This is a genomic window from Ferrovibrio xuzhouensis, assembly GCF_042648965.1.
GTDB classification, from domain to species: Bacteria; Pseudomonadota; Alphaproteobacteria; order Ferrovibrionales; family Ferrovibrionaceae; genus Ferrovibrio; species Ferrovibrio xuzhouensis.
Genome location: NZ_JBHRYJ010000001.1, coordinates 1,796,695 through 1,815,952, shown reverse-complemented (window position 1 = coordinate 1,815,952; position 19,258 = coordinate 1,796,695). Strand labels below are relative to the sequence as shown.

Sequence of the window (19,258 nt, the reverse complement as noted above, 5' to 3'; positions counted from 1 at the left end):
GACCGGCGGCCAAGGTGCCGCGCCATGCATCTCCGCAACATAGTGCCTCCGGCGGCAATCGCCAGCCTTGCCCTGCTGCTGGCCGTTCCAGCCCTTGCCGCGGGTGAAGTGAAGCCGGCCCCCGCGCCGCGCGCCGCCACCGCCGCTCCTGACAAGGCTTCGCCCGCCCGCCCGGCCGGCCAGGCCGACAGCCGCGCGCTCGACGAGCTCGCCTACCAGGATTGCCTCGCCGCCGTGCGCAAGAATCCGGAAGACGGTTTCGCCACGGCGACGACCTGGCAGGCCAATGGCGGCGGACTGGCGGCTGGCCATTGCGCCGCGCTGGCGCTGGTCGAACTGAAGCATTACGCCGATGCCGCCGACCGCATGGAAAAACTGCTGCCGCTGGCCGAGAAACAGGCGCCGCAGATGACGGTGGCGATCCTCGACCAGGCCGCCAATGCCTGGCTGCTGGCCGAATTGCCGCAGCGCGCCCGCCAGCTGATGGATATCGCCGTGAAGGCACAGCCCAACCAGATCGAGCTGCGCATCGACCGCGCCATGGCGCTGGCGGCACTCGACGATTACAACGGCGCGCGACAGGATCTCGACGTCGCGCTCAGCCTCGATCCCACCCGCGACGACGCCTATGCCCTGCGTGCCGCGGCGCGGCGGCACCTGAAGGACAATGCCGGCGCCATGGAAGACGTCGAGACCGCGCTGGCCATCGACGCGCGCTCGCCCGAGGCCCTGCTGGAGCGCGGCATCCTGCGCTTCGAGAAGGGCGATCTTGCCGGCGCGCACAAGGATTTCCTCCAGGTGCGCCTGCTGGCACCGGATACTGCAGCCGCGGTCTCCGCCGGCAAATACATCGAGCAGATGGACGTCAGGCAGTAGGCGCCAGGCACCGCCTTCTTATCCCCCTTCCCTTTTTGTCACCCGCGGGCTTGACCCGCGGGTCCCATTCAAAATGTCATGCGCGGATCAAGTCCGCGCATGACATGGGTCATTGTTCCGAAATTTCGCGCAGCACCGCCGCATCCGCCTCCACCGCACGGCGCGCCGCGGCGAAGGCAGCGAAATCCGCTGGCGGCAGCAGCTGTTTCAGCGCCCAGGCGGCATGGGCGCGCACCGGCGCCGCCGCATCTTGCGCCAGATCGCGCAGCACCGGCACGGCCGTCTGATCGCCGCTGTTGCCGAGCGCGAGGCAGACGTTGCGCACGAAGCGGTCCCGCCCGATGCGCTTGACCGCCGTCGTCGCAAACATCTCCCGGAAGCCGGCATCGTCGAGCTTTGCCAGATCGACCAGCTTCGGCGCCGTCAGCGCCGGCCGCGCCCGCAGGTCGGTCTCGGTCGCCATGGACGCAAACTTGTTCCACGGGCAGACGGCGAGGCAGTCGTCGCAGCCGTAGATGCGGTTGCCCATGGGTTTGCGGAATTCCGCCGCGATGATGCCGTCGTATTCGATGGTCAGATACGAGATGCAGCGCCGCGCATCGAGCTGGTAGGGCGCCGGAAAAGCGCGCGTCGGGCAGATGTCGAGGCAGGACGAACAGCTGCCGCAGTGATCGCTTTCCGCGTCATCGGCCGGCAGCACCATCTCGGTGAGGATCAGGCCGAGGAACAGCCAGGAGCCGAACTCGCGCGAGACCAGATTCGTATGTCGCCCCTGCCAGCCGAGGCCGGCGGCGGCGCTGAGCGGCTTTTCCATCAGCGGCGCGGTATCGACGAAGACCTTGACCTCGCCGCCCCATGCGCGATGCATCCAGCCGGCCAGGCTTTTCAGCTTCTTCTTGACCACCAGATGATAGTCGCGCCCTTGCGCATAGACCGAGATCGCCGCGCGGTCGGTCTCGGCCAGCACGTCGAGCGGATCGGTTCCGGGGCCGTAGTTCAGCCCCAGTGCGACGATGCCGCGTGCCTCGGGCCATAATGCATGGGGGTGCCGGCGGCGCTCGGCCTTGTCTTCCAGCCAGCGCATCTCGCCGTGGCGGCCGAGCGCCATGAAGGCGTCGAGCCGCTCGGCGAGATCGGGCCCGATGCGGCTGGGCGTGGTGAAGCCGACCGCATCGAAGCCCTCCTGCCCTGCCCGCGCGCGGATTGCCGCCGCGCGCGCCGCAGGCGTGTCAGTCTCAGTCCGCCCGCTTTCAGTCTGGGAGCGCGGCAATGCAGGCGATCTCCACCTTGTACTGCGGCGCCGCCAGCCTGGCCTCGGTGGTGGCGCGCGCCGGGGTATTGCCCTGCGGCACCCAGGCATCCCATTCGCCGTTCATCTCGGCGAAGGTCGCGATATCGGCGAGCCAGATATTGGTCGAGAGAATCCGGGTCTTGTCGGTGCCGGCGGTGGCCAGCAGCGTGTCGATCTGGCCGAGGATCTGCTTGGTCTGGCCGGCGACAGTGGCGGTGGGATCGGCGGCGACCTGGCCGGCGAGATAGACCGTCTTGCCGTGCACCACGGCCTGGCTCATGCGGGGACCGACGTCGATGCGGCGAATGGACATGGGGATGCTCCTTTTCTCTGCTGTTTGTACCGTCATGGTCGGGCCTGACCCGACCAGCTTTTTCAGTCCTGCGTGAGACCCTCGGGTCGAGAAGTTTACCGCCGGGCTGGCCTTCGGCCAGACCCGGTGGCCCGAGGGTGACGAATAATAAAGGGTCCTGCGCGAGATCCCCGGGTCAGGCCCGGGGACGACGGCCCTGTATAACGATGTGTAACCCGGCCGGCAGTCAGAAATCGAGGTCGGCGTAATGCCGGGGCGGCGGCAGGCCGGGAATATGGTCGGCGAGCAGCGGCCGCATGCTGGGGCGCGACTTCACCCGGGCATACCAGTCGTGCGTTGCCGGATGATCCTCCCACAGGATGTCGCCGAGATAATCGAGGCAGCTGATATGCGCGGCGGCGGCAATGTCGGCGAGGCTGAAGTCGTCGCCGGCCAGCCAGGTGCGCCGCTCGGTCAGCCAGGCGATATAATCGAAATGCACCTTCATGTTCTGGTGCGCGATGCGAATCACGGCGGATTCCGGATGGCCCTGGCCGAGGAAGCGCCGCATCACCTTTTCGAACACCAGCGGCTCGCTGACCTCGCGGCCGAATTTCAGGTCCCACCACGATACCAGCCGGCGGGTCTCGGCGCGGGTCGCCGGGTCGAAGCCGATCAGCAGCTTGTTGGGATAGACCTCGTCGAGGTATTCGCAGATCGCCTGACTCTCGGCCAGCACATGGCCGTCATGCTCGACCAGCACCGGCACCAGGCCGGCGGGATTGAGGGCGAGGAAATCCTCGCGGCGCTCCCAGGTCTTCTCGACCTCGAGCTGGAAATCGAGACCCTTCTCCTTCAGCAGGATGCGGACCTTGCGGGAGAAGGGGGAAAGCCAGTGGTGGTACAGCTTGCGCATGGCGGCGGAGTCTAGTCGTATCCGGGGCGGATGAAAACGAATCGGCGGGAGTGAATTCGCCATGCTGACAATCTGGGGACGGGCCAGTTCCGTCAATGTCCAGAAGGTGTTGTGGGCGGCCGATGAACTCGGCCTGGCGTATGAGCGGATCGACGTCGGCGGCCCCTACGGCGGCAACGACACGGCCGAATACCGCGCGCTGAACCCCAATGGCGTGGTCCCGACCCTGCGCGACAGCGCCGGGCCGGACGGCAGGCCGCTCACGATCTGGGAAAGCCACGCCATCCTGCGCTATTTGGCCGCAGCCTACAGTCCGACCGGCCATGATGCGTCCGGCGACGGCCTGTGGCCGCGCGACCTCGCCATGCGCGCCGATGCCGACCGCTGGATGGACTGGGTGCATACCAGCCTGCACGAGCCGGCCCGCACCCTGTTCTGGGGCCTGATCCGCGATCCGGCCGGCACCACGCCGGCGGCGATGCAGAAGGCCGAGGCCGATGCGGCCACGCTGTGGACCCGGCTGGAGGCCTGGTTCGCCCGCGACGACCGCCCGTTCATTGCCGGCAGCCGGCTGACCATCGGCGACATCCCGCTCGGCTGCCAGGTGCAGCGCTGGCTCAGTTTCCCGCTGCAGCGCCCTGCCCTGCCCCGGCTCGAAGCCTGGCACAAGCGGCTGACCGCCCGGCCGGGCTATCGCGCCCATGTGATGGTGAAAATGGTCTGAAATTGGCCTGCCGAAGGCCATTTCCGACCTGAACCCGGCAAAACCGGCCCGGATACCCCGGAATCCGGCCCCGGAAACCGCCTGTTCCCGGCATTCTGGCCTCCAACGGGCTATTTTAACCCCATTTTCGTGGCCAAAACCCACGCTGACTGCGGATTTATGCGGAGGCGCGAAAGACCCGGACCCGCGCCCTAGCGGTCCTCCCCGCCACCCATCGCCTGCCGGCGCCACTGCGCCGGGGTCAGGCCCATGCGGGTCTTGAAGGCGCGCTGGAAGGCGGCCTCGGACTGGTAGCCCGCCGCATCGGCCGCCGCCCCGGTCGAGACATGCGGCTTGGCCAGTTCGGCGGCGGCCACCGTCATGCGGATGTCGGCCAGCAGGTCGGCGGCCGAGCGGCCGAGGTGCTGGTCGAACTGACGTGCAGCCGTGGCGCGCGACATGTTGCAGAGCGCGGCCAGCGCCTCCAGCGTCCAGGGATGCACCGGATCGGCGAACATGGCACCCAGCGCCGGCGCCAGCCGCGGATGGCCGGCCAGCGCCAGCAGGCCGTCGGGTGCCGCATCAGTCTCGCTGGCACGGCGCAGCACCAGCGCGAACAGCGCGGTCGACAGCGCATTCAGCATGGCACGGGCACCGAGGCTGTCGCTGACGGATTCGCCGCGCAGCAGCGCCACCAGGCCGGCAACCTGCGTCGCCGTCGCCGAGGCCGGGTCGGCCGCCGCCGGCACCACCAGGCGCGGCGGCAGATAGCCGCGCAGCAGCCGGTCATGCATCGGCGCCAGCACGAAACGGCCGCACAGCATGTCGAAGCGCGCGCCGCTGCCGGTATTCTCCTGCAGGATCACTGCCGCGCCGCGGTGTTTGCGCACGGGCGAAGGGGCCGCGCCGCTGCCGTCATGCAGCCGGTGGGCGCCACCGCCGGGCAGCAGCAGGATATCGCCGGGGCCGAGCTGCCGCGGCGCGCCGCCGGCCGCATCGTCGAGCAGGGCCGTGCCGGCCAGCACCACGTGATAGGGCATCTCGCCGGCCGGCGCCGGGGCCTCGTCGACCCGCCAGGGCGCGCCGAACGAACAGCGCAGCTCGAGCTCGCCGCGCACCGGCACGAGGTCGAGCAGGCGGCTCAGCCAGTCGGTCCGGGAGACGGAAGCGGAAGCGGGAGCGGGGTCTGCCATGGGATTTTCCGGAATGAGACGATAGAGCATATTAACGAGCTTTCGCGACATTAACATACTCAAATCCCCGGCATAGATTGGCCCTGCATCCGGCGACGAGCCCCAGAGACAGCCACCGGATGCAGAGAGCCAACCCCAAATCTAAGGAGTATCCGCCATGTCCCGTATTGCCACCCCCGCCGTCGAAGCCGCCACCGGTGCCACCGCCGAATTGTTCGGCCAGATCAGGAAGGCCGTCGGCAAGGTGCCGAATGCCTATGCCGCGCTCGGCGCGCTGAACCCGGCCGGCCTGCAGGCCATCCTGGCCGCCGATGCCGCGCTGGCCGCGAGCAGCCTGAGCAAGCAGGATATCGAGACCGTCAAGCTGGCGGTCAGCCAGGCCGGCGGCTGCGACTATTGCGTCGCCGCGCACAGCCTGATCGGCAAGATGGCCGGCCTGAAGCCCGACGCCCTGCGGCAGATCCGCGCCGGCGGCCCGACCGGCGAGGCCAGGCGCGATGCGCTGGTGCATTTCGTGCGGCAGATCGTCGAGGGCAGCGGCACGCTGCCGGAAGCCGAAGTCGCCGCCATCAAGGGCGCCGGCTACAGCGACCAGCAGCTCGCCGACATCAGCCTCGCCATCGCGCTGATCACCTATACCAACGTGTTCAACCGCATCAACGACACGGATGTCGACTTTCCGGCCGTCGATTGACGGCCGGTGGTGTGGATTTCCCGGCCGTCGACTGAACGGCGGTAGCAGGATGACGACAAGGACGGGCGCCGCAGGGCGCCCGTCTTTTCGCATTCTCACATCTTGCGGATGAAGGCGAGGAAGTCGGCAACATGGCGCGACAGGGCATCGGCATCGCCGCTGAGCTGGCGCGCCGCGCTCTCCACATCGCCGGCTGCCCCGCCGGTGCGTTCGGCCGAGCGGGCGATGTCGTCGACATGGCTCGACACCAGTTCGGACTTGGCGGCGGCGGCCTGGATGTTGTTGGAAATCTCGGCGGTGGCGGCCGTCTGCTCCTGCACGGATTCAGTGATCGCGGCGACGCGTTCGTTGAGGCCGTCGGCCTCGCCGCGGATGGCATGGATCGATTCAATGGTATGACCCGAGGCCTGCTTGATCTCGCCGATCTGGTCGGCGATGCTGCGCGCCGCTTCTGCGGTCTTCTGCGCGAGGTTGCGCACCTCCTGCGCCACCACGGCAAAGCCTTTGCCGGCCTCGCCGGCGCGGGCCGCCTCGACGCTGGCATTCAGCGCCAGCAGGTTGGTCTGGAAGGCGACGCCCTTGATGAATTCCACCACCTCGTCGATCTTCGAATTGGCGTGATCGAGCGACTGCACATGGTTGGCCGCCTTGCCGACCTCGCCGGCGACCGCCTGGCTGGCGACGCGGCAATCGGTGACCTGGCGGCGGATCTCGTCGACGCTGGCGGCCAGCTGCTCGGCGGCCGCGGCCACGGCCTGGGTGTTGTGGGTCGCCTGCTGCGCCGCCTCGGCCGAACTCTGCGCCCGCTCGCTGACGCCGCCGATCTCGCCCGACATCACTTCGGCATTTCTGGTCAGCGTGTCGGCGGCACCGGCCACGGTGCCGACGATGGCCGAGACCCGCGCCTCGAAATCGCCGGCCAGCTTTTCGCGCTGGGCGCGAGCGGTGGCTTCCATCGTGGTCTTCTGCGCGGCCATTTCCTGTTCCATGCGCAGCGCCGCCTCGGCCTTGTCCTTCATCGCCTCGCGGGCGCTGTTGATGACCTCGGCGCCGCGGCGAAAGCTGCCCTGCATGCCGCGCAGCAGGAAAGGCCGGTAGTATTTGCCGGCGGCGGCGAATTCCAGCGAGGCCCCGGATTCGCGGATGAAGGCATCGGTCAGGTCGAGCAGGCGGTTGAACTCGACCAGGATGCCGGCCAGATCGCCATATTTCTGGGTGTGCACGATACGGGCTGACAGGTCGCCACTGGCGGCGCGGGCGCTGACCGCACCGATTTCCGCGAACGCCTGCCGGTAAAGCCTCGACTTGCCGAACATGGATGACTCCGTTTTGCGGGAGAGATTGAGGGGGAAGGGGGAAGGGGGAAGGGGGAAGCGGATCAGAGGCTGAAAACGAACTCGTCGTAGTCGATGCCCTTCTGCTGCAGCAGGGCATCAAGCTGCGCATGGCTGGCGGCCAGTCCGGCCTTGCGGTCGGCCGCGCTTTTCTCGGTGGCGAGCAGGTCGCGATAGAGCGGTTCGATCGCGGCAAGCGCCCTGCGATCCGGCACCCGGCGATTGGAGTGATAGCCGTCAATCGCACCGTTGCCGTCGTAGCTCGGGGTTACATGGGCGAGCACCCAGTAGTGATCGCCGTTCTTCGCCATGTTTTTCACATAGGCGAAGATCTCGCGGCCCGACTGGATGCGCTGCCACAGCAGGGCGAAGATGCAGCGCGGCATGTCGGGATGGCGCAGGATGCTGTGCGGCTGGCCGATCAGCTCGTCTTCGGAATACAGGCCGATATCGCAGAACACCTTGTTGGCATAGGTGATGCGGCCCTTCGCATCGGTCTTGCTGACGATGATGTCGTTTTCGCTGAAGCTGCGTTCTTTGCCGGTGGGTTCGGGGCGAGCCATACATCACTCATGTCGGTTGTTTCTGCCGCTGGCCGTCATTTCCGACCGATCACACCAGAAAAGCAATTGATACCGGTCAATTCCAGATAGAAATATCGCAGCGACCCGCCACGAGTCGACGGCCACTGCCGCCCCCTGGTGCAGCGGCACAGCACCAGAGAATGCAGGTGTATTCAACTATCTGCGGGGGAGAAAATCGGCCTACATCCTCTCCTTGATGCCGCGTTTCAGCAGCCAAACGTTGACCGGCAGCGCGGTGCCAAAACCGGCCAGCATGGCGATCTGCATGGCGAACCAGAATTCCGCCATCGCCGCATCGACGCGCAGGCCGAACAGCGGCCGGAACACCGCGAACTGCGCCATCGCCATCACGCTATACATGCCGACCTGCCAGGCGGTCAGCGACAGCGCATCGGCCTTCAGTGCGGCCACCAGTGCCGGGCCGGGCGGCAGCTGCCGCATCGGCTGGATGGTGCAATACTGGAAGATGATGCCGAAGCCGAAGGCGAGGATGAAATCCAGCACCCAGACGGCGAAGATTTTATCGCCGAACAGCCAGGGCCAGCCGAACCCCGCGAGCAGGCCCGGCGACGCCAGCGCCAGCACCTCGGCGATGATGTCGCCGAGGGTGCAGCCGCTGCCGCAATGGGCGGCGGCCTTGCCGGCCATCACCAGCATCGGCGGATCGCCGCCGTCGTCGTGGGGATGATCTGCCGCGCGGCCATGGCGCCAGTAGCCCCAGAGCGCCAGCCCGCCGCCGAACAGCGCCGTCACCGGCCAGACCGCATTCATGATCCACATCGCCTGCGGCCGCCTGATCTCGTCGACGGCAATGACGACAGCACAGACGAGGCCGAGACCGAGCGAGAGCAGGGCGAGGAGATGCAGCCAGGCGGGGATCATTCAAAGCCAACGCCGGCTGGCCGCGAAGAGTTCCCTGTTTGTGGCCGCCTTACTTGTGACTGCCCCTATTTATGACCGGCCGGTTCGCGCGGACGGTAGGGCGCCTCGATCTTGGCCACTTCCTCGTCGCTCAGCTTCAATGCCAGCGCGGCGATGGCATCGTCGAGGTGATGCGGCTTGGAGGCGCCGACGATCGGCCCGGTGATGCCCGGCCGGCTGATCACCCAGGCCATCGCCACCTGGGCCTGCGGCACGCCGCACGCGGCAGCCACCGCCTGCACGGCGGCGACGATGGCATCTTCCTCGGCCTCGTGGGTGTACCACCAGCGCGACTGCTGGTCGCTCGCGGCGCGCTGGGTCTGGCGACCGCGGGTGCCGGCCAGCATGCCGCGCGCCAGCGGCGACCACGGCGTCACCGCCAGGCCCTCGCTGCGGCACAGCGGCAGCATTTCGCGCTCTTCCTCGCGGTAAACCAGATTGTAGTGATTCTGCATCGAGACGAACTGGGCCAGACCGTTGGCGCGCTGCAGCCCCAGCATCTTCATGAACTGCCAGGCATGCATCGACGAGGCGCCGATGTAGCGCGCACGACCGGTGCGCACCACGGTATCCAGCGCCTCCAGAGTCTCTTCGATGGGCGTGTCATAGTCGAAACGGTGGATGATGTAGAGATCGACATAGTCGGTGCCGAGCCGTTTCAGCGAGGCGTCGATGGAGGCGAGGATATGCTTGCGCGACAGGCCGCGGTCGTTGGCGCCGTCGCCCATCGGGTTGAACACCTTGGTGGCGAGCACGACATCCTCGCGGCGCGGTGCGAAATCGCGGATGGCGCGGCCGAGCACCGCCTCGCTCTCGCCGAGCGAATAGACATTCGCCGTGTCGAAAAAGGTGATGCCGCGCTCGAGCGCCGCCTTGATGAAAGGCCGGCTCGAGTCTTCATCCAGCACCCAGTCGCGCCATGTCGGCGTGCCATAAGTCATGCAGCCAAGGCAGAGGCGCGAGACCTTCATGCCGGTGGAACCGAAACGGACCTGATCCATGGGAAGCTTCCTTCTGGCGGGGCGGGGGGCGAGGCAGGGAAGCGCTATCAGAACGCGCAGAGGGCGGCTGGTCCAGCCGCAGCGGCCCCGGCCGATAACCAACCTATGGTTGCCGTACCGTTCCGCGGTGAGAAACCATACCTGTTGACTCACAACTATAGAACGAGCCAATCCTGACATCGCACGTATAATGTGCTGACCGGGGGGAATCATGGCTGGCTGCAGTGGTATTCGGCGCGCGGCGCCGGAGGAAATTTCTATCGTCGCGGGGCCGCGACGGACTGTCGCGGCCTTCGCGGTCCTGGCCCTGCTCGGCGGCTGTTCGGCAATACCGGACATGACGACGTCCACGGTCCCGATCGGCCAGGAAGATGCCGACAGCCCTACCGCCTTCCAGACCGTGGCCGAGGTCAAGGCCAGGGTGGTCGTCAAGAAGCGGGACCTCTACAGCCGCATCAAGCGCCAGGAAACCGCCCGCACTGCGCTCGGACTGCTGACCTTCGGCGGCCTGGCCACCGCCGGCATCGGCGCTGCCTATGGCGCCAATACCGATCTGATTCTCGCCGGCGTCGGCGGCGCCGGCCTCGCCTATGGCATTGGCCAGCTCTCCACCGAGCGGGGCTATGACGAAGCCTATCTCGCCGGCATCGTGGCGCTGAACTGCATCGACGCGACGATCAGCCCCGCAGCCGGCAGCTATGCGATGCTGGAAACCCGCAAGACATCACTGCACGGCGCCATCACCACGCTCGACGGATTGCTGCAGGATGCCTGGCAGATCGCGAGGAGCAACCCCGGCAGCAATTCCACCAAACTCAAGGCGGCGGCCGATACGGCAAACGCTGGCCGCGAGGCGGCCGACAAGATCCGCAGCGATGCCGAACTGCGCATTGCCGTCCAGCCGGATCTCGCCAACTCGATCCTGCCGGCGCTGGTCGCGGTCGACAACCAGCTCAGCCAGCAGATCATGACACGCCGCCCCAGCCTCGAGCAGTATTTCTCGGTACTGCAGTCTGTGCCCGGTTTCGGCACCGGCAGTCTTCCCGGCGGCAGCGGCGCCAAACTGGCTGATGCCGGCGGCGGCGCGGCACCGGCTCCGGCGCCTGCAAACGGACCGAAGATCAACAGCGTCCTGCCGGCCCCGCCTCCACCGACGGATATCGACGCCGATACGCTCGCCCGGAAAACTGCTGCCATCGCCAGCGCCGTAGCAGATATGAAGAACAAGGCGGCAATCGTCGACCTCCTGAATTCCAAGATCAGTACGGCGCCGGCCAGCTTCAATCTCGCGCCCTGCGCCTTCCTGGCGCCGGACATGGTCACCGCCGACATCACCTTCGCCCCGGTAAGCCCGGCGGTGGTAAAACCCGGCACCAGCCAGGTCATCCAGATCAAGGGCGGTGGCAAGAACGATGCCTTCAGTGCGGTGCTGCAATCGAGCGTCACCGGCCTGAAGGTCACCCCGGTTGGCCCGCGCGCGATTCTCGTCGAAGCCGCCGGTTCGGTCGCCGCCACCTACCAGGTGCCGGTGCTGGTGACCGGCACCTTCAGCGGCAAGAGCGCATCGCTGGACCTGAAGGGGCAATAATCCCGCCGCTGCGTGGAGGCGGCGCCGGTCACACATCGGCCGTCTCCGCCTCCCAGCCGCCAGCGCGCGCATCCAGCGTGCCGCGGGTGAGCACGGCATCGTCCGGCGCGATCCCGGCGGCGCCGAAGTCGGGCAGGGCGGCAAGCCCGGCATAGAGCGGTGCGAAATCCGGTCGCGTCGCGTCGAACAGTTCGTCGAAACTGCGGATGACGAAATAGCTCTTCTGGAAGGTGTCGATGCGGTATTTCGTGCGCATCAGGCGGCGCAGGTCGAAGCGGATGCGGTTCGGCGCCGCGCTGTCGAGGCAGAAGACGCTCTCGGTCTTCGACGACAGGATGCCGCTGCCGTAGATGCGCAAACTGCCGTCGGCCTGTGCGATCAGGCCGAATTCCACCGTGTACCAGTAAAGCCGGGCGAGACGGTGCAGCGCGCCGAGCTTGGCCGCCTTCAGACCGCCCTTGCCATAGGCCTGCATGTAATCGGCGAACACCGGGTTCATCAGCAAGGGCACATGGCCGTAGATGTCGTGGAAGACATCGGGTTCCTGGATGTAGTCGATGCGGGCGCGGTTGCGGATCCACCAGGTGACCGGAAAGCGCCGCGCCGCCATATGGCCGAAGAAGACGTCGTCGGGCACCAGGCCCGGCACCGCGACGATGCGCCAGCCGGTGGTCTTCTCCAGGATATCCGACAGCCGCTCGAAATCGGGAATGCCATCTGCCGCCACACCGAGGCCGGCGAGCCCGGTGAGGAATTCGTCGCAGGCGCGGCCGGGCAGGATCGCCGCCTGCCTGCGGAACAGGTCGCGCCACACGGCATGGTCTTCGGCGGAATAGAGATGGCGCGGCTGGTCGAGCGTGTAGTCCGGACGCAGCGGCAGATCCGCGTGATGCTCAAGGACCGCCATGGTCGCCTCCCGGCTGATGGATCGTTGTGTCCAGCTTAAGCCCGGTCGCCTGCATGATCCGCGCGTTCTGGTGCTGATTTTCGCCATTTCCATCAATTTTCTTGCATCTTGATGCCAATATTGCATGATCTGTGCATGCAATCGCCCGATCTCGACATCTTCGATCTGCGCCTGCTGGCCGCCCTGCAGCGCGCCGGGCGCAGCCCCAATGCAGCGCTCGCCGAGACGGTGGGGCTCAGCGCCAGCCAGGTCAGCCGCAGGCTGAGCCGGCTGGAGGCCGACGGCGTGATCGCGGGCTATGCCGCGCTGCTGCGGCCGGAAGCGGTCGGCCTGACGGTCATGGCGTTTTCCAATGTGTCGCTGGAACGTCATGCCGAGGAGCTGGTGCAGGGCTTTGAGCAGGCGGTGACGGCGCGGCCGGAAATCCTCGACTGCTGGTCGGTCACCGGCGAGGCGGATTTCGTGCTGCGCATCGTCGCGGCCGACCTGAAAGCCTTCGCCGATTTCCTCAGCTTGCGCGTGCTGCGGATTCCCGGCGTGCGCAGCGTGCGCTCGTCCATCGTGCTGCACCGGATCAAGCAGACCACGGCGCTGCCGCTCGATCACGTCGGCGGCTGAAGCGCAGCCCGCCTAGTGCGAGGCGAGGCTGCGCAGGTAGGCGACGATATCCTCGGTCTGCTGGCGGCTGAGTGTGATGCCCTGCATCGGCGGATGCGGGTCATGCAGCCAGCCGCGCAGACGGGCATCGCTCAGGCCCTGCGGTCCGGCGACCAGGGCGGCAAACGGCGGTGCCACATCGCTGTCGCGCCGCTGGGTGCCGGAAATCGCATGGCAGGAACTGCACCAGGTCTGCGCCAGCCGCTTGCCGATGGCGGAATCGCCCACCTCGGCGGCGCGGCCGGACGGTGCGGCGGCAACGATCAGCAGCAGCGCAGCGAGCGATAGTCCGAGAGGCGATCTGCCGCGGCTTGCCATCCCATCAGCCGTTCAGGAAATCCGGCGTGGCGCAGGCGATCAGCAGTTCGGTCAGCCCGGTCATCGCCGCCTGCACCCGGCTGAAGCCGCCCGCCTTGGCGATGCGCTCCTCGTCCATGTAGAGGTCGCGGTTGATCTCGAGCTGCAGCGTATGCTGGCCGCGATCGCGCCGGCTGTAATGCTGGGTGATGTAACCACCGGCATAGGGCTTGTTGCGCGTGGTGCCGAAGCCGCAGGACTGCAGGTATTCCTCGACGCGATCCACCAGCCGCGGCGTGCAGCTGACGCCGTTGAAATCGCCGATCACCATGTCGGCGCGGCGCTGGCCGGCATCGGGCTGGTGGCTGCCGCCGACGCTGGGCATCGAGTGGCAGTCGAGCAGCAGGGCGACGCCATGGCGGGCGCGCGCGTCCTGCAGCAGGTCGTCGAGCGCGTCGTGATAGGGCCGCCAGCAGGTCTCGACCCGGCGCTCGGCCTCGGTGAAGGCGATCTTGCCCTTGTAGATTTCCATGCCGCCGGCGACCACGCGGGCGATGGTCCCTAAGCCGGCACCGATCTTGCTGCTGGCGGTGACCACATGCTCGGGCAGCGGCGCGTCGAACATGTCGGGGTCGAGTTCCCAGGCGGCACGGTTCGGGTCGCAGTAGGCGCGCGGGAACAGCGCTTCCAGCAGCGGCGCGCCGAGCCCGGGGCCGGCGGCGTAGAGTTCGTGGATGAAGGCGTCTTCCGAGCGGCGCAGCGACAGCGCGTCGAGCCGGCTGGCATTGCGGAAGCTGGCCGGATAGATGGCGCCGGAATGCGGCGAGGACAGCACCACGGCGGTCGCCACCGACACGCCGGCATCGGCCGGCCGGGTGATGCGGATCGGCGGGTCGAGCGGAAATTCCGGATCGGGCCGGTGGACGCGGGCTTGCAAGGTTGCTGAGGTCATCGGGATACGGGTTTCCGGCCAATCGGGAGAACGGGACTGGGGCGGATTATGGAGGCCCCGGTAGGGCTTGCCAACCGGCGTCGCAGCGATTAAAAGCCCAGCGGTCCGGTCGACCCCCGGACATCTTTTGCGTGGCACGGGCGGTTAGCTCAGCGGTAGAGCACTACCTTGACATGGTAGGGGTCACAAGTTCGATCCTTGTACCGCCCACCACGCCACGCACCCCCGATGCTGCATCCTGCCTGCGCCCGGCCTGCATCAGGCCTGCACCCCGCATTCCCTCGATCCGGGCGGAAAAGCGCCGTTTACTACCGCAGGCACAATCGTTTTCCCCACTATTCGCGCAAAAAAGCCGGTTTTCCGGTTTTTTTTATTCAGATATATTTAACCATAGCGCCGCAGGATGATCCTGCCGGCTCCGGTCCGCCGAACCGGATTTGATTTGCCGGCCCGGGCTGTTCCGTCCGGTATCTCTCATCCCGCGTCAGATGGATGAGCGTGTCAGTAACTTGCGTCAGTAACCGGTGCCGGGGGGCGGCATCGGTCCCGCCCGACAGTTTTCCTTCCACTCTGCGGCCCCATGCACGGGCCATGCACAGGAAAGAGGATGACCACAGGCACGGAGAAAGAGGCAGGCATGACCATGATGGCTGCAATCCAGGTGGGCAGCGTCTTCATCGAGTTTTCGCGGTTTCTGCCCAGCGGCTCGCAGGCCCGATGGCGGGTCGAGCGCATCGTCGCCCTGCCGAATCTGCCCGAGCATGTGGCGATCCGCAAACTCGAGCCCGGCGGCGAGGAACGGCTGATCACCCTGCAGACCCTGGCCCAGAGCGGCAAATACGCCCCGCTGGACAGTTAGGCCCGCGCACCGGGCCAGTTTGGGGATAAATCCGGTTTTCCCCAATATTCCCGGCTTTTAACCACTCGTGTCATATTTACCCGCTACTATGGCTGGCGAAAACGGCCTTTCGTTCTCGCGCGGGGAAATTGCAATGCTCAGCCGCCTCGGTCTTGTCAGCAAGATCACGCTCGTCACCGTCCTGCTCATCCTGCTCACCGCGCTCGGCGTCGGCGGGGCGGCAATCTGGGAAATCCGCGGCGATGTCGCCCAGACGGTGATCCAGCGCCAGAACGCCAGCCTGCGCACCGCGGCCGTGCTGCTGCGCAAAGCCTATCCCGACACCCAGTTCACCATCGATGCCGGCGGCACCGTCACCCGGCTGGTGATGAAGACGATTCCGGATTTCACCAGCCACGACATGATCGACGAAATCGGCACGGTGACCGGCGAGACCGCCACGGTGTTCCGCTGGGAGGATGACAAGCAGGATTTCATCCGCAAGACCACCAACATCAAGAAGGATGACGGCAGCCGTGCCACCGGCACGCCGCTCGGCAAGACCAGCGCCGCCTTTGCTCCGGTCAGCCAGGGCCGCACCTTCCTCGGCGAGGCGAAGATTCTCGGCAAGGATTATTACACCATCTACCAGCCGATCCTCGATCCGGCCGGCAAGACCATCGGCATCCTCTATGCCGGCGCCCTGAAATCGCGCATCGACGTGCTGGCCGACCGCATCACCATCGGCGTGCTGGTGGCCTCTGCCATCGCGGCGGTCGCCGGCATCATCATCGCCTTCCTGGTGCTGCGTGCCATGCTGCGGCCGCTGCCGCTGCTGACCGGGGTCACCCGCCGGCTGGCCGCCGATGACCTCGAGACCGAGATCGGTTTCCAGGAGCGCGGCGACGAGCTCGGCGAGATGGCCCGCGCGGTCGCGGTGTTCAAGACCAATGCGCTTGAGAAGAAGGTGATGGAGCGCGACCAGGAGGCGGAGCGGGCGCGCTTTGCCGCCGACCGCGCGGCCCAGGAGGCACGCTTCCAGCAGGTGATCGGCGAGGTGGTGATGGCCGCCGCCGAGGGCGACCTCGGGCGCCGGGTCGAGACCGCGGGTCTCGGTGGCGTGCTGCAGCGCATCGGCCAGTCGGTCAACGACCTGCTGGCGCGTACCGAGGAGGTGCTCGGCGCGGTGACCGGCATCACCTCGGCCCTGGCCGCCGGCGACCTGCGGCGCAAGATCGACGCGCAGTATCACGGCCGCTTCGGTGCACTGGTCTCCGACATCAACACCATGACCGACCGCCTGCGCGATTTCGCCGGCCGGCTCGGCACCAGCGCGATGGCGGTGCGCGAGGCCTCGGGCGAGATCTCGACCGGCAGCCAGGACCTGGCGCAACGCACGGAAAGCCAGGCCGCCAGCATCGAGGAGACGGCCGCCTCGATGCACGAGATCACCACCACGGTGAAGCAGAATGCCGACAATGCCCAGGCCGCCAACCAGCTCGCCACCGCGGCGCGCGATACGGCGGAAAAGGGCGGCAGCGTGGTGGCCGATGCGGTCAGCGCCGTCCGCCGCATCGAGGAGAGCGCGCAGAAAATCGCCGATATCGTCGGCCTGATCGACGAGATCGCCTTCCAGACCAACCTGCTGGCACTCAACGCCTCGGTCGAGGCGGCGCGTGCCGGCGAAGCGGGAAAAGGCTTTGCCGTGGTCGCCCAGGAGGTGCGCGCGCTGGCGCAACGGTCGGCCAATGCGTCGAAGGACATCAAGGCGCTGATCACCGAGTCCAATGCCCAGGTGAAGACCGGGGCCGATCTGGTCGGCCGCACCGGCCAGTCGCTGACCGAGATCGTCACCGCGATCAAGAAGGCATCGGACATCGTCGCCGAGATCGCCGCCGCCAGCCGCGAGCAGGCCACCGGCCTCGAGCAGATCAACACTGCCGTCGGCCAGATGGACGAGATGACCCAGCGCAACGGCGCGCTGGTCGAGCAGACCTCGGCCTCGGCCCAGGCGCTCGCCGACCAGGCCCGCCAGCTCGCCGAGCTGGTCCAGTTCTTCAAGACCGACGCCGGCACCCGCTGAGCGGCGCCCGCCATGTTTCTTTGCTCTTCCGGCCTGTGACAAACGCGGCCGCCGGCCACCTTCAGGTTGGCCGGTCCGGCATTCCTGTCACAATCCGGGGGTGCCGCCGCAGTCGATAAGCTTGCCCACTTCAAAGATAATTTTTGAGAGTTAGCATATATCCTGAATTGTATTCGGCGCCCTGCTGACCCTAAACTGCAGTCTCTATCTAGATGGGGGCGCTGGATGTTCCATTTTACCGCGAAATCAGAAGTGAATGACCTGCAGGGCGTGGTGACCGCCCTCAACCGGTCGCAGGGGGTCATCACCTTCGGCCTCGACGGCACCATCCTTGATGCCAACGAGAATTTCCTCGGTGCGATGGGCTACAGCCTCGCCGAGGTGAAGGGCAAGCATCACAACATGTTTGTCGCGCCGGCCGATGCGCAGTCCGCCGAATACAAGGCCTTCTGGGACAAGCTGCGCCGCGGTGAGTACGACACCGGGCAGTATCGCCGGATCGGCAAGGGCGGACGCGAAGTCTGGATCCAGGCCAGCTACAATCCGGTGCTCGATCGCCGCGGCCGGCCGGTCAAGGTGGTGAAATTCGCCACCGACATCACCGCGCAGAAACAGCAGACCGCCGATTTCCAGGGCCAGCTCGCCGCCATCGACAAGGCCCAGGCCGTGATCAGCTTCGGCCTCGACGGCACCATCCTCGATGCCAACGAGAATTTCCTCAAACCGCTCGGCTACAGCCTCGCCGAGGTGAAGGGCAAGCATCACAGCATGTTTGTCGCGCCGGCCGATGCGCAGTCCGCCGAATACAGGGCCTTCTGGGACAAGCTGCGGCGCGGCGAATACGACACCGGGCAGTATCGCCGGATCGGCAAGGGCGGACGCGAAGTCTGGATCCAGGCCAGCTACAATCCGATCATGGATGCCGGCGGCCGGCCCTACAAGGTGGTGAAATTCGCCACCGACGTGACCGCCCAGGTGCGCGCCGCGCAGCTGATGAAGCAGGCCGTCGACGGCGTGGTCGCCGCGGCCACCGCCAACGACCTGACCCGGCGCATCGCGCTCGACGGCATGAGCGGCGATACCCGCGCGCTGTGCGAGGGCCTGAATGCCCTGCTCGACAACATGACCAGCGTGATCGGCCAGATCAAATCGGCGTCGGACACCATTGCCCTGGCCTCGGCGGAGATTTCCTCCGGCAGCCAGGATCTCGCCAGCCGCACGGAATCGCAGGCCGCCGCCATCGAGGAGACGGCGGCCTCAATGCACGAGATCACCACAACGGTGAAGCAGAATGCCGACAACGCCCAGGCCGCCAACCAGCTCGCGGTTGCCGCGCGCGACACCGCCGAGAAGGGTGGCAGCGTGGTCGGCGATGCGGTCGCCGCGGTCAGCCGCATCGAGGACAGTGCCAAGAAGATTTCCGACATCGTCGGGCTGATCGACGAGATCGCCTTCCAGACCAACCTGCTGGCGCTGAATGCAAGCGTTGAGGCTGCCCGCGCGGGCGAAGCCGGCAAAGGCTTCGCCGTCGTCGCCCAGGAGGTCCGCGCCCTGGCCCAGCGCAGCGCCAATGCATCGAAGGACATCAAGGCGCTGATCAACGAGTCGAACGCACAGGTCAAGACCGGCGCCGAACTGGTCGGCCGCACCGGCAGTGCGCTGACCGAGATCGTCACCGCGATCAAGAAGGTCAGCGACATCGTCGCCGAAATTGCCGCCGCCTCGCGCGAGCAGGCGACCGGCCTCGACCAGGTGAACTCCGCCGTCGGCAACATGGACGAGATGACCCAGCGTAATGGCGCGCTGGTCGAGCAAACCTCGGCCGCCGCCCAGGCGATGGCCGATCAGGGCCGCCAGCTCGCCGAACTGGTCGGGCATTTCCGGCTGTCCGGCGCTGCGGCCGCGCAGCCTGCCGTTGTGAGAGCCCCTGTATCGAAACCGGCTGCAGCAAAAGCGGCGCCAGTGAAAGCGGCCCTAGCGAAATCTGCCGCGGCAAAGCCGGTGCTGGTCGCATCGACGCCACGGCCGGCGCCCGCGAAAGCAGCGCCAGCACCCGCACCAGTGGCGCGCCCCGCGAAGGTGGCCGGCGGCGCCGATGACGACTGGCAGGAATTCTGAACGGCCGTCGCGG

19 protein-coding genes and 1 tRNA gene are annotated in these 19,258 nt (G+C 66.9%); 9 read left to right on the top strand and 11 right to left on the bottom strand.

The window, feature by feature from the left end; translation table 11 throughout:
* The first annotated feature begins 24 nt into the window (after nucleotides 1-24).
* Complete coding sequence (locus tag ACFOOQ_RS09015) at nucleotides 25-876, top strand: tetratricopeptide repeat protein (protein ID WP_379724709.1); 852 nt, start codon at nucleotides 25-27, stop codon at nucleotides 874-876.
* Nucleotides 877-985: 109 nt separating this feature from the next.
* On the opposite strand, the gene queG is transcribed toward ACFOOQ_RS09015, so the two are convergent.
* The 3 genes from queG to ACFOOQ_RS09000 all read right to left on the bottom strand — a co-directional run bounded on the left by queG (nucleotide 986) and on the right by ACFOOQ_RS09000 (nucleotide 3,375).
* On the bottom strand, nucleotides 986-2,146 hold the full coding sequence (gene queG / locus ACFOOQ_RS09010; protein WP_379724706.1) for a tRNA epoxyqueuosine(34) reductase QueG: 1,161 nt from the start codon (nucleotides 2,144-2,146) through the stop codon (nucleotides 986-988).
* Nucleotides 2,127-2,480: a RidA family protein gene (locus tag ACFOOQ_RS09005; RefSeq protein ID WP_379724702.1), complete on the bottom strand. Its 354-nt coding sequence runs from the start codon at nucleotides 2,478-2,480 to the stop codon at nucleotides 2,127-2,129. Before ACFOOQ_RS09005 ends, queG begins: the two co-directional genes overlap by 20 nt.
* Nucleotides 2,481-2,706: 226 nt before the next feature.
* A complete protein-coding gene (locus tag ACFOOQ_RS09000) occupies nucleotides 2,707-3,375 on the bottom strand; it encodes a glutathione S-transferase family protein (protein WP_379724699.1) in 669 nt (222 codons plus the stop codon).
* A 61-nt stretch (nucleotides 3,376-3,436) separates the two neighbouring features.
* On the opposite strand from ACFOOQ_RS09000, the gene ACFOOQ_RS08995 reads away from it, so the two are divergent.
* Complete coding sequence (locus tag ACFOOQ_RS08995; RefSeq protein ID WP_379724696.1) at nucleotides 3,437-4,099, top strand: glutathione S-transferase family protein; 663 nt, start codon at nucleotides 3,437-3,439, stop codon at nucleotides 4,097-4,099.
* A 191-nt stretch (nucleotides 4,100-4,290) separates the two neighbouring features.
* Here the strand turns inward: ACFOOQ_RS08995 and ACFOOQ_RS08990 are convergent, their stop codons facing one another.
* Nucleotides 4,291-5,271 (bottom strand): cupin domain-containing protein, encoded by a 981-nt coding sequence (locus ACFOOQ_RS08990; protein ID WP_379724693.1) that lies wholly within the window; start codon nucleotides 5,269-5,271, stop codon nucleotides 4,291-4,293.
* A 157-nt stretch (nucleotides 5,272-5,428) separates the two neighbouring features.
* Here ACFOOQ_RS08990 and ACFOOQ_RS08985 point away from each other — a divergent pair, with 157 nt between their 5' ends.
* A complete protein-coding gene (locus ACFOOQ_RS08985; RefSeq protein ID WP_379724690.1) occupies nucleotides 5,429-5,965 on the top strand; it encodes a carboxymuconolactone decarboxylase family protein in 537 nt (178 codons plus the stop codon).
* A gap of 95 nt (nucleotides 5,966-6,060) precedes the next feature.
* On the opposite strand, the gene ACFOOQ_RS08980 is transcribed toward ACFOOQ_RS08985, so the two are convergent.
* From ACFOOQ_RS08980 to ACFOOQ_RS08965, 4 genes are all read right to left on the bottom strand, one after another.
* The gene (locus tag ACFOOQ_RS08980; protein ID WP_379724687.1) at nucleotides 6,061-7,281 is read right to left on the bottom strand and encodes a methyl-accepting chemotaxis protein; all 1,221 of its coding nucleotides are present in this window, start codon (nucleotides 7,279-7,281) and stop codon (nucleotides 6,061-6,063) included.
* A 62-nt stretch (nucleotides 7,282-7,343) separates the two neighbouring features.
* Nucleotides 7,344-7,862 carry a PAS domain-containing protein gene (locus ACFOOQ_RS08975; RefSeq protein WP_379724684.1) on the bottom strand — a complete coding sequence of 173 codons (519 nt, stop codon included), beginning with the start codon at nucleotides 7,860-7,862 and terminating at the stop codon, nucleotides 7,344-7,346.
* Between the two features lie 201 nt (nucleotides 7,863-8,063).
* Nucleotides 8,064-8,765 carry a DUF4396 domain-containing protein gene (locus ACFOOQ_RS08970; RefSeq protein ID WP_379724681.1) on the bottom strand — a complete coding sequence of 234 codons (702 nt, stop codon included), beginning with the start codon at nucleotides 8,763-8,765 and terminating at the stop codon, nucleotides 8,064-8,066.
* 65 nt (nucleotides 8,766-8,830) lie between these two features.
* A complete protein-coding gene (locus ACFOOQ_RS08965) occupies nucleotides 8,831-9,805 on the bottom strand; it encodes an aldo/keto reductase (RefSeq protein ID WP_379724679.1) in 975 nt (324 codons plus the stop codon).
* Between the two features lie 337 nt (nucleotides 9,806-10,142).
* Between ACFOOQ_RS08965 and ACFOOQ_RS08960 the strand changes: the two genes are divergently transcribed.
* Nucleotides 10,143-11,393: a hypothetical protein gene (locus ACFOOQ_RS08960; protein WP_379724676.1), complete on the top strand. Its 1,251-nt coding sequence runs from the start codon at nucleotides 10,143-10,145 to the stop codon at nucleotides 11,391-11,393.
* A gap of 28 nt (nucleotides 11,394-11,421) precedes the next feature.
* Here the strand turns inward: ACFOOQ_RS08960 and phhA are convergent, their stop codons facing one another.
* Nucleotides 11,422-12,300, bottom strand: coding sequence for a phenylalanine 4-monooxygenase (gene phhA, locus ACFOOQ_RS08955; RefSeq protein WP_379724673.1), 879 nt, complete (start codon nucleotides 12,298-12,300; stop codon nucleotides 11,422-11,424).
* A 135-nt stretch (nucleotides 12,301-12,435) separates the two neighbouring features.
* Between phhA and ACFOOQ_RS08950 the strand changes: the two genes are divergently transcribed.
* Complete coding sequence (locus tag ACFOOQ_RS08950; RefSeq protein ID WP_379724669.1) at nucleotides 12,436-12,918, top strand: Lrp/AsnC family transcriptional regulator; 483 nt, start codon at nucleotides 12,436-12,438, stop codon at nucleotides 12,916-12,918.
* 12 nt (nucleotides 12,919-12,930) lie between these two features.
* Here the strand turns inward: ACFOOQ_RS08950 and ACFOOQ_RS08945 are convergent, their stop codons facing one another.
* Both ACFOOQ_RS08945 and ACFOOQ_RS08940 read right to left on the bottom strand, forming a co-directional pair.
* Nucleotides 12,931-13,275 (bottom strand): c-type cytochrome, encoded by a 345-nt coding sequence (locus ACFOOQ_RS08945; RefSeq protein ID WP_379724666.1) that lies wholly within the window; start codon nucleotides 13,273-13,275, stop codon nucleotides 12,931-12,933.
* Nucleotides 13,276-13,279: 4 nt separating this feature from the next.
* Nucleotides 13,280-14,206 carry an N-formylglutamate amidohydrolase gene (locus ACFOOQ_RS08940; RefSeq protein ID WP_379724663.1) on the bottom strand — a complete coding sequence of 309 codons (927 nt, stop codon included), beginning with the start codon at nucleotides 14,204-14,206 and terminating at the stop codon, nucleotides 13,280-13,282.
* Between the two features lie 138 nt (nucleotides 14,207-14,344).
* On the opposite strand from ACFOOQ_RS08940, the gene ACFOOQ_RS08935 reads away from it, so the two are divergent.
* The 4 genes from ACFOOQ_RS08935 to ACFOOQ_RS08920 all read left to right on the top strand — a co-directional run bounded on the left by ACFOOQ_RS08935 (nucleotide 14,345) and on the right by ACFOOQ_RS08920 (nucleotide 19,245).
* Nucleotides 14,345-14,419: transfer RNA gene (locus ACFOOQ_RS08935), tRNA-Val, on the top strand.
* A 394-nt stretch (nucleotides 14,420-14,813) separates the two neighbouring features.
* Entirely contained in the window at nucleotides 14,814-15,065 is a 252-nt protein-coding gene (locus ACFOOQ_RS08930; RefSeq protein WP_379724660.1) for a hypothetical protein, read from the top strand.
* Between the two features lie 133 nt (nucleotides 15,066-15,198).
* The gene (locus ACFOOQ_RS08925) at nucleotides 15,199-17,127 is read left to right on the top strand and encodes a methyl-accepting chemotaxis protein (protein ID WP_379724657.1); all 1,929 of its coding nucleotides are present in this window, start codon (nucleotides 15,199-15,201) and stop codon (nucleotides 17,125-17,127) included.
* A gap of 225 nt (nucleotides 17,128-17,352) precedes the next feature.
* Nucleotides 17,353-19,245, top strand: a complete 1,893-nt coding sequence (locus tag ACFOOQ_RS08920; RefSeq protein WP_379724654.1) for a methyl-accepting chemotaxis protein — start codon at nucleotides 17,353-17,355, stop codon at nucleotides 19,243-19,245.
* The last annotated feature ends 13 nt before the right edge of the window (nucleotides 19,246-19,258 follow it).

What these genes read in the sequence shown, in the direction of transcription:
- ACFOOQ_RS09015 (WP_379724709.1), top strand. Translation starts at nt 25, where the DNA reads ATGCATCTCCGCAACATAGTGCCTCCGGCGGCAATCGCCAGCCTTGCC.
- ACFOOQ_RS09005 (WP_379724702.1), bottom strand. Translation starts at nt 2,480, where the DNA reads ATGTCCATTCGCCGCATCGACGTCGGTCCCCGCATGAGCCAGGCCGTG.
- ACFOOQ_RS09000 (WP_379724699.1), bottom strand. Translation starts at nt 3,375, where the DNA reads ATGCGCAAGCTGTACCACCACTGGCTTTCCCCCTTCTCCCGCAAGGTC.
- ACFOOQ_RS08995 (WP_379724696.1), top strand. Translation starts at nt 3,437, where the DNA reads ATGCTGACAATCTGGGGACGGGCCAGTTCCGTCAATGTCCAGAAGGTG.
- ACFOOQ_RS08990 (WP_379724693.1), bottom strand. Translation starts at nt 5,271, where the DNA reads ATGGCAGACCCCGCTCCCGCTTCCGCTTCCGTCTCCCGGACCGACTGG.
- ACFOOQ_RS08985 (WP_379724690.1), top strand. Translation starts at nt 5,429, where the DNA reads ATGTCCCGTATTGCCACCCCCGCCGTCGAAGCCGCCACCGGTGCCACC.
- ACFOOQ_RS08980 (WP_379724687.1), bottom strand. Translation starts at nt 7,281, where the DNA reads ATGTTCGGCAAGTCGAGGCTTTACCGGCAGGCGTTCGCGGAAATCGGT.
- ACFOOQ_RS08975 (WP_379724684.1), bottom strand. Translation starts at nt 7,862, where the DNA reads ATGGCTCGCCCCGAACCCACCGGCAAAGAACGCAGCTTCAGCGAAAAC.
- ACFOOQ_RS08970 (WP_379724681.1), bottom strand. Translation starts at nt 8,765, where the DNA reads ATGATCCCCGCCTGGCTGCATCTCCTCGCCCTGCTCTCGCTCGGTCTC.
- ACFOOQ_RS08965 (WP_379724679.1), bottom strand. Translation starts at nt 9,805, where the DNA reads ATGGATCAGGTCCGTTTCGGTTCCACCGGCATGAAGGTCTCGCGCCTC.
- ACFOOQ_RS08960 (WP_379724676.1), top strand. Translation starts at nt 10,143, where the DNA reads ATGACGACGTCCACGGTCCCGATCGGCCAGGAAGATGCCGACAGCCCT.
- phhA (WP_379724673.1), bottom strand. Translation starts at nt 12,300, where the DNA reads ATGGCGGTCCTTGAGCATCACGCGGATCTGCCGCTGCGTCCGGACTAC.
- ACFOOQ_RS08950 (WP_379724669.1), top strand. Translation starts at nt 12,436, where the DNA reads ATGCAATCGCCCGATCTCGACATCTTCGATCTGCGCCTGCTGGCCGCC.
- ACFOOQ_RS08945 (WP_379724666.1), bottom strand. Translation starts at nt 13,275, where the DNA reads ATGGCAAGCCGCGGCAGATCGCCTCTCGGACTATCGCTCGCTGCGCTG.
- ACFOOQ_RS08940 (WP_379724663.1), bottom strand. Translation starts at nt 14,206, where the DNA reads ATGACCTCAGCAACCTTGCAAGCCCGCGTCCACCGGCCCGATCCGGAA.
- ACFOOQ_RS08930 (WP_379724660.1), top strand. Translation starts at nt 14,814, where the DNA reads ATGACCACAGGCACGGAGAAAGAGGCAGGCATGACCATGATGGCTGCA.
- ACFOOQ_RS08925 (WP_379724657.1), top strand. Translation starts at nt 15,199, where the DNA reads ATGCTCAGCCGCCTCGGTCTTGTCAGCAAGATCACGCTCGTCACCGTC.
- ACFOOQ_RS08920 (WP_379724654.1), top strand. Translation starts at nt 17,353, where the DNA reads ATGTTCCATTTTACCGCGAAATCAGAAGTGAATGACCTGCAGGGCGTG.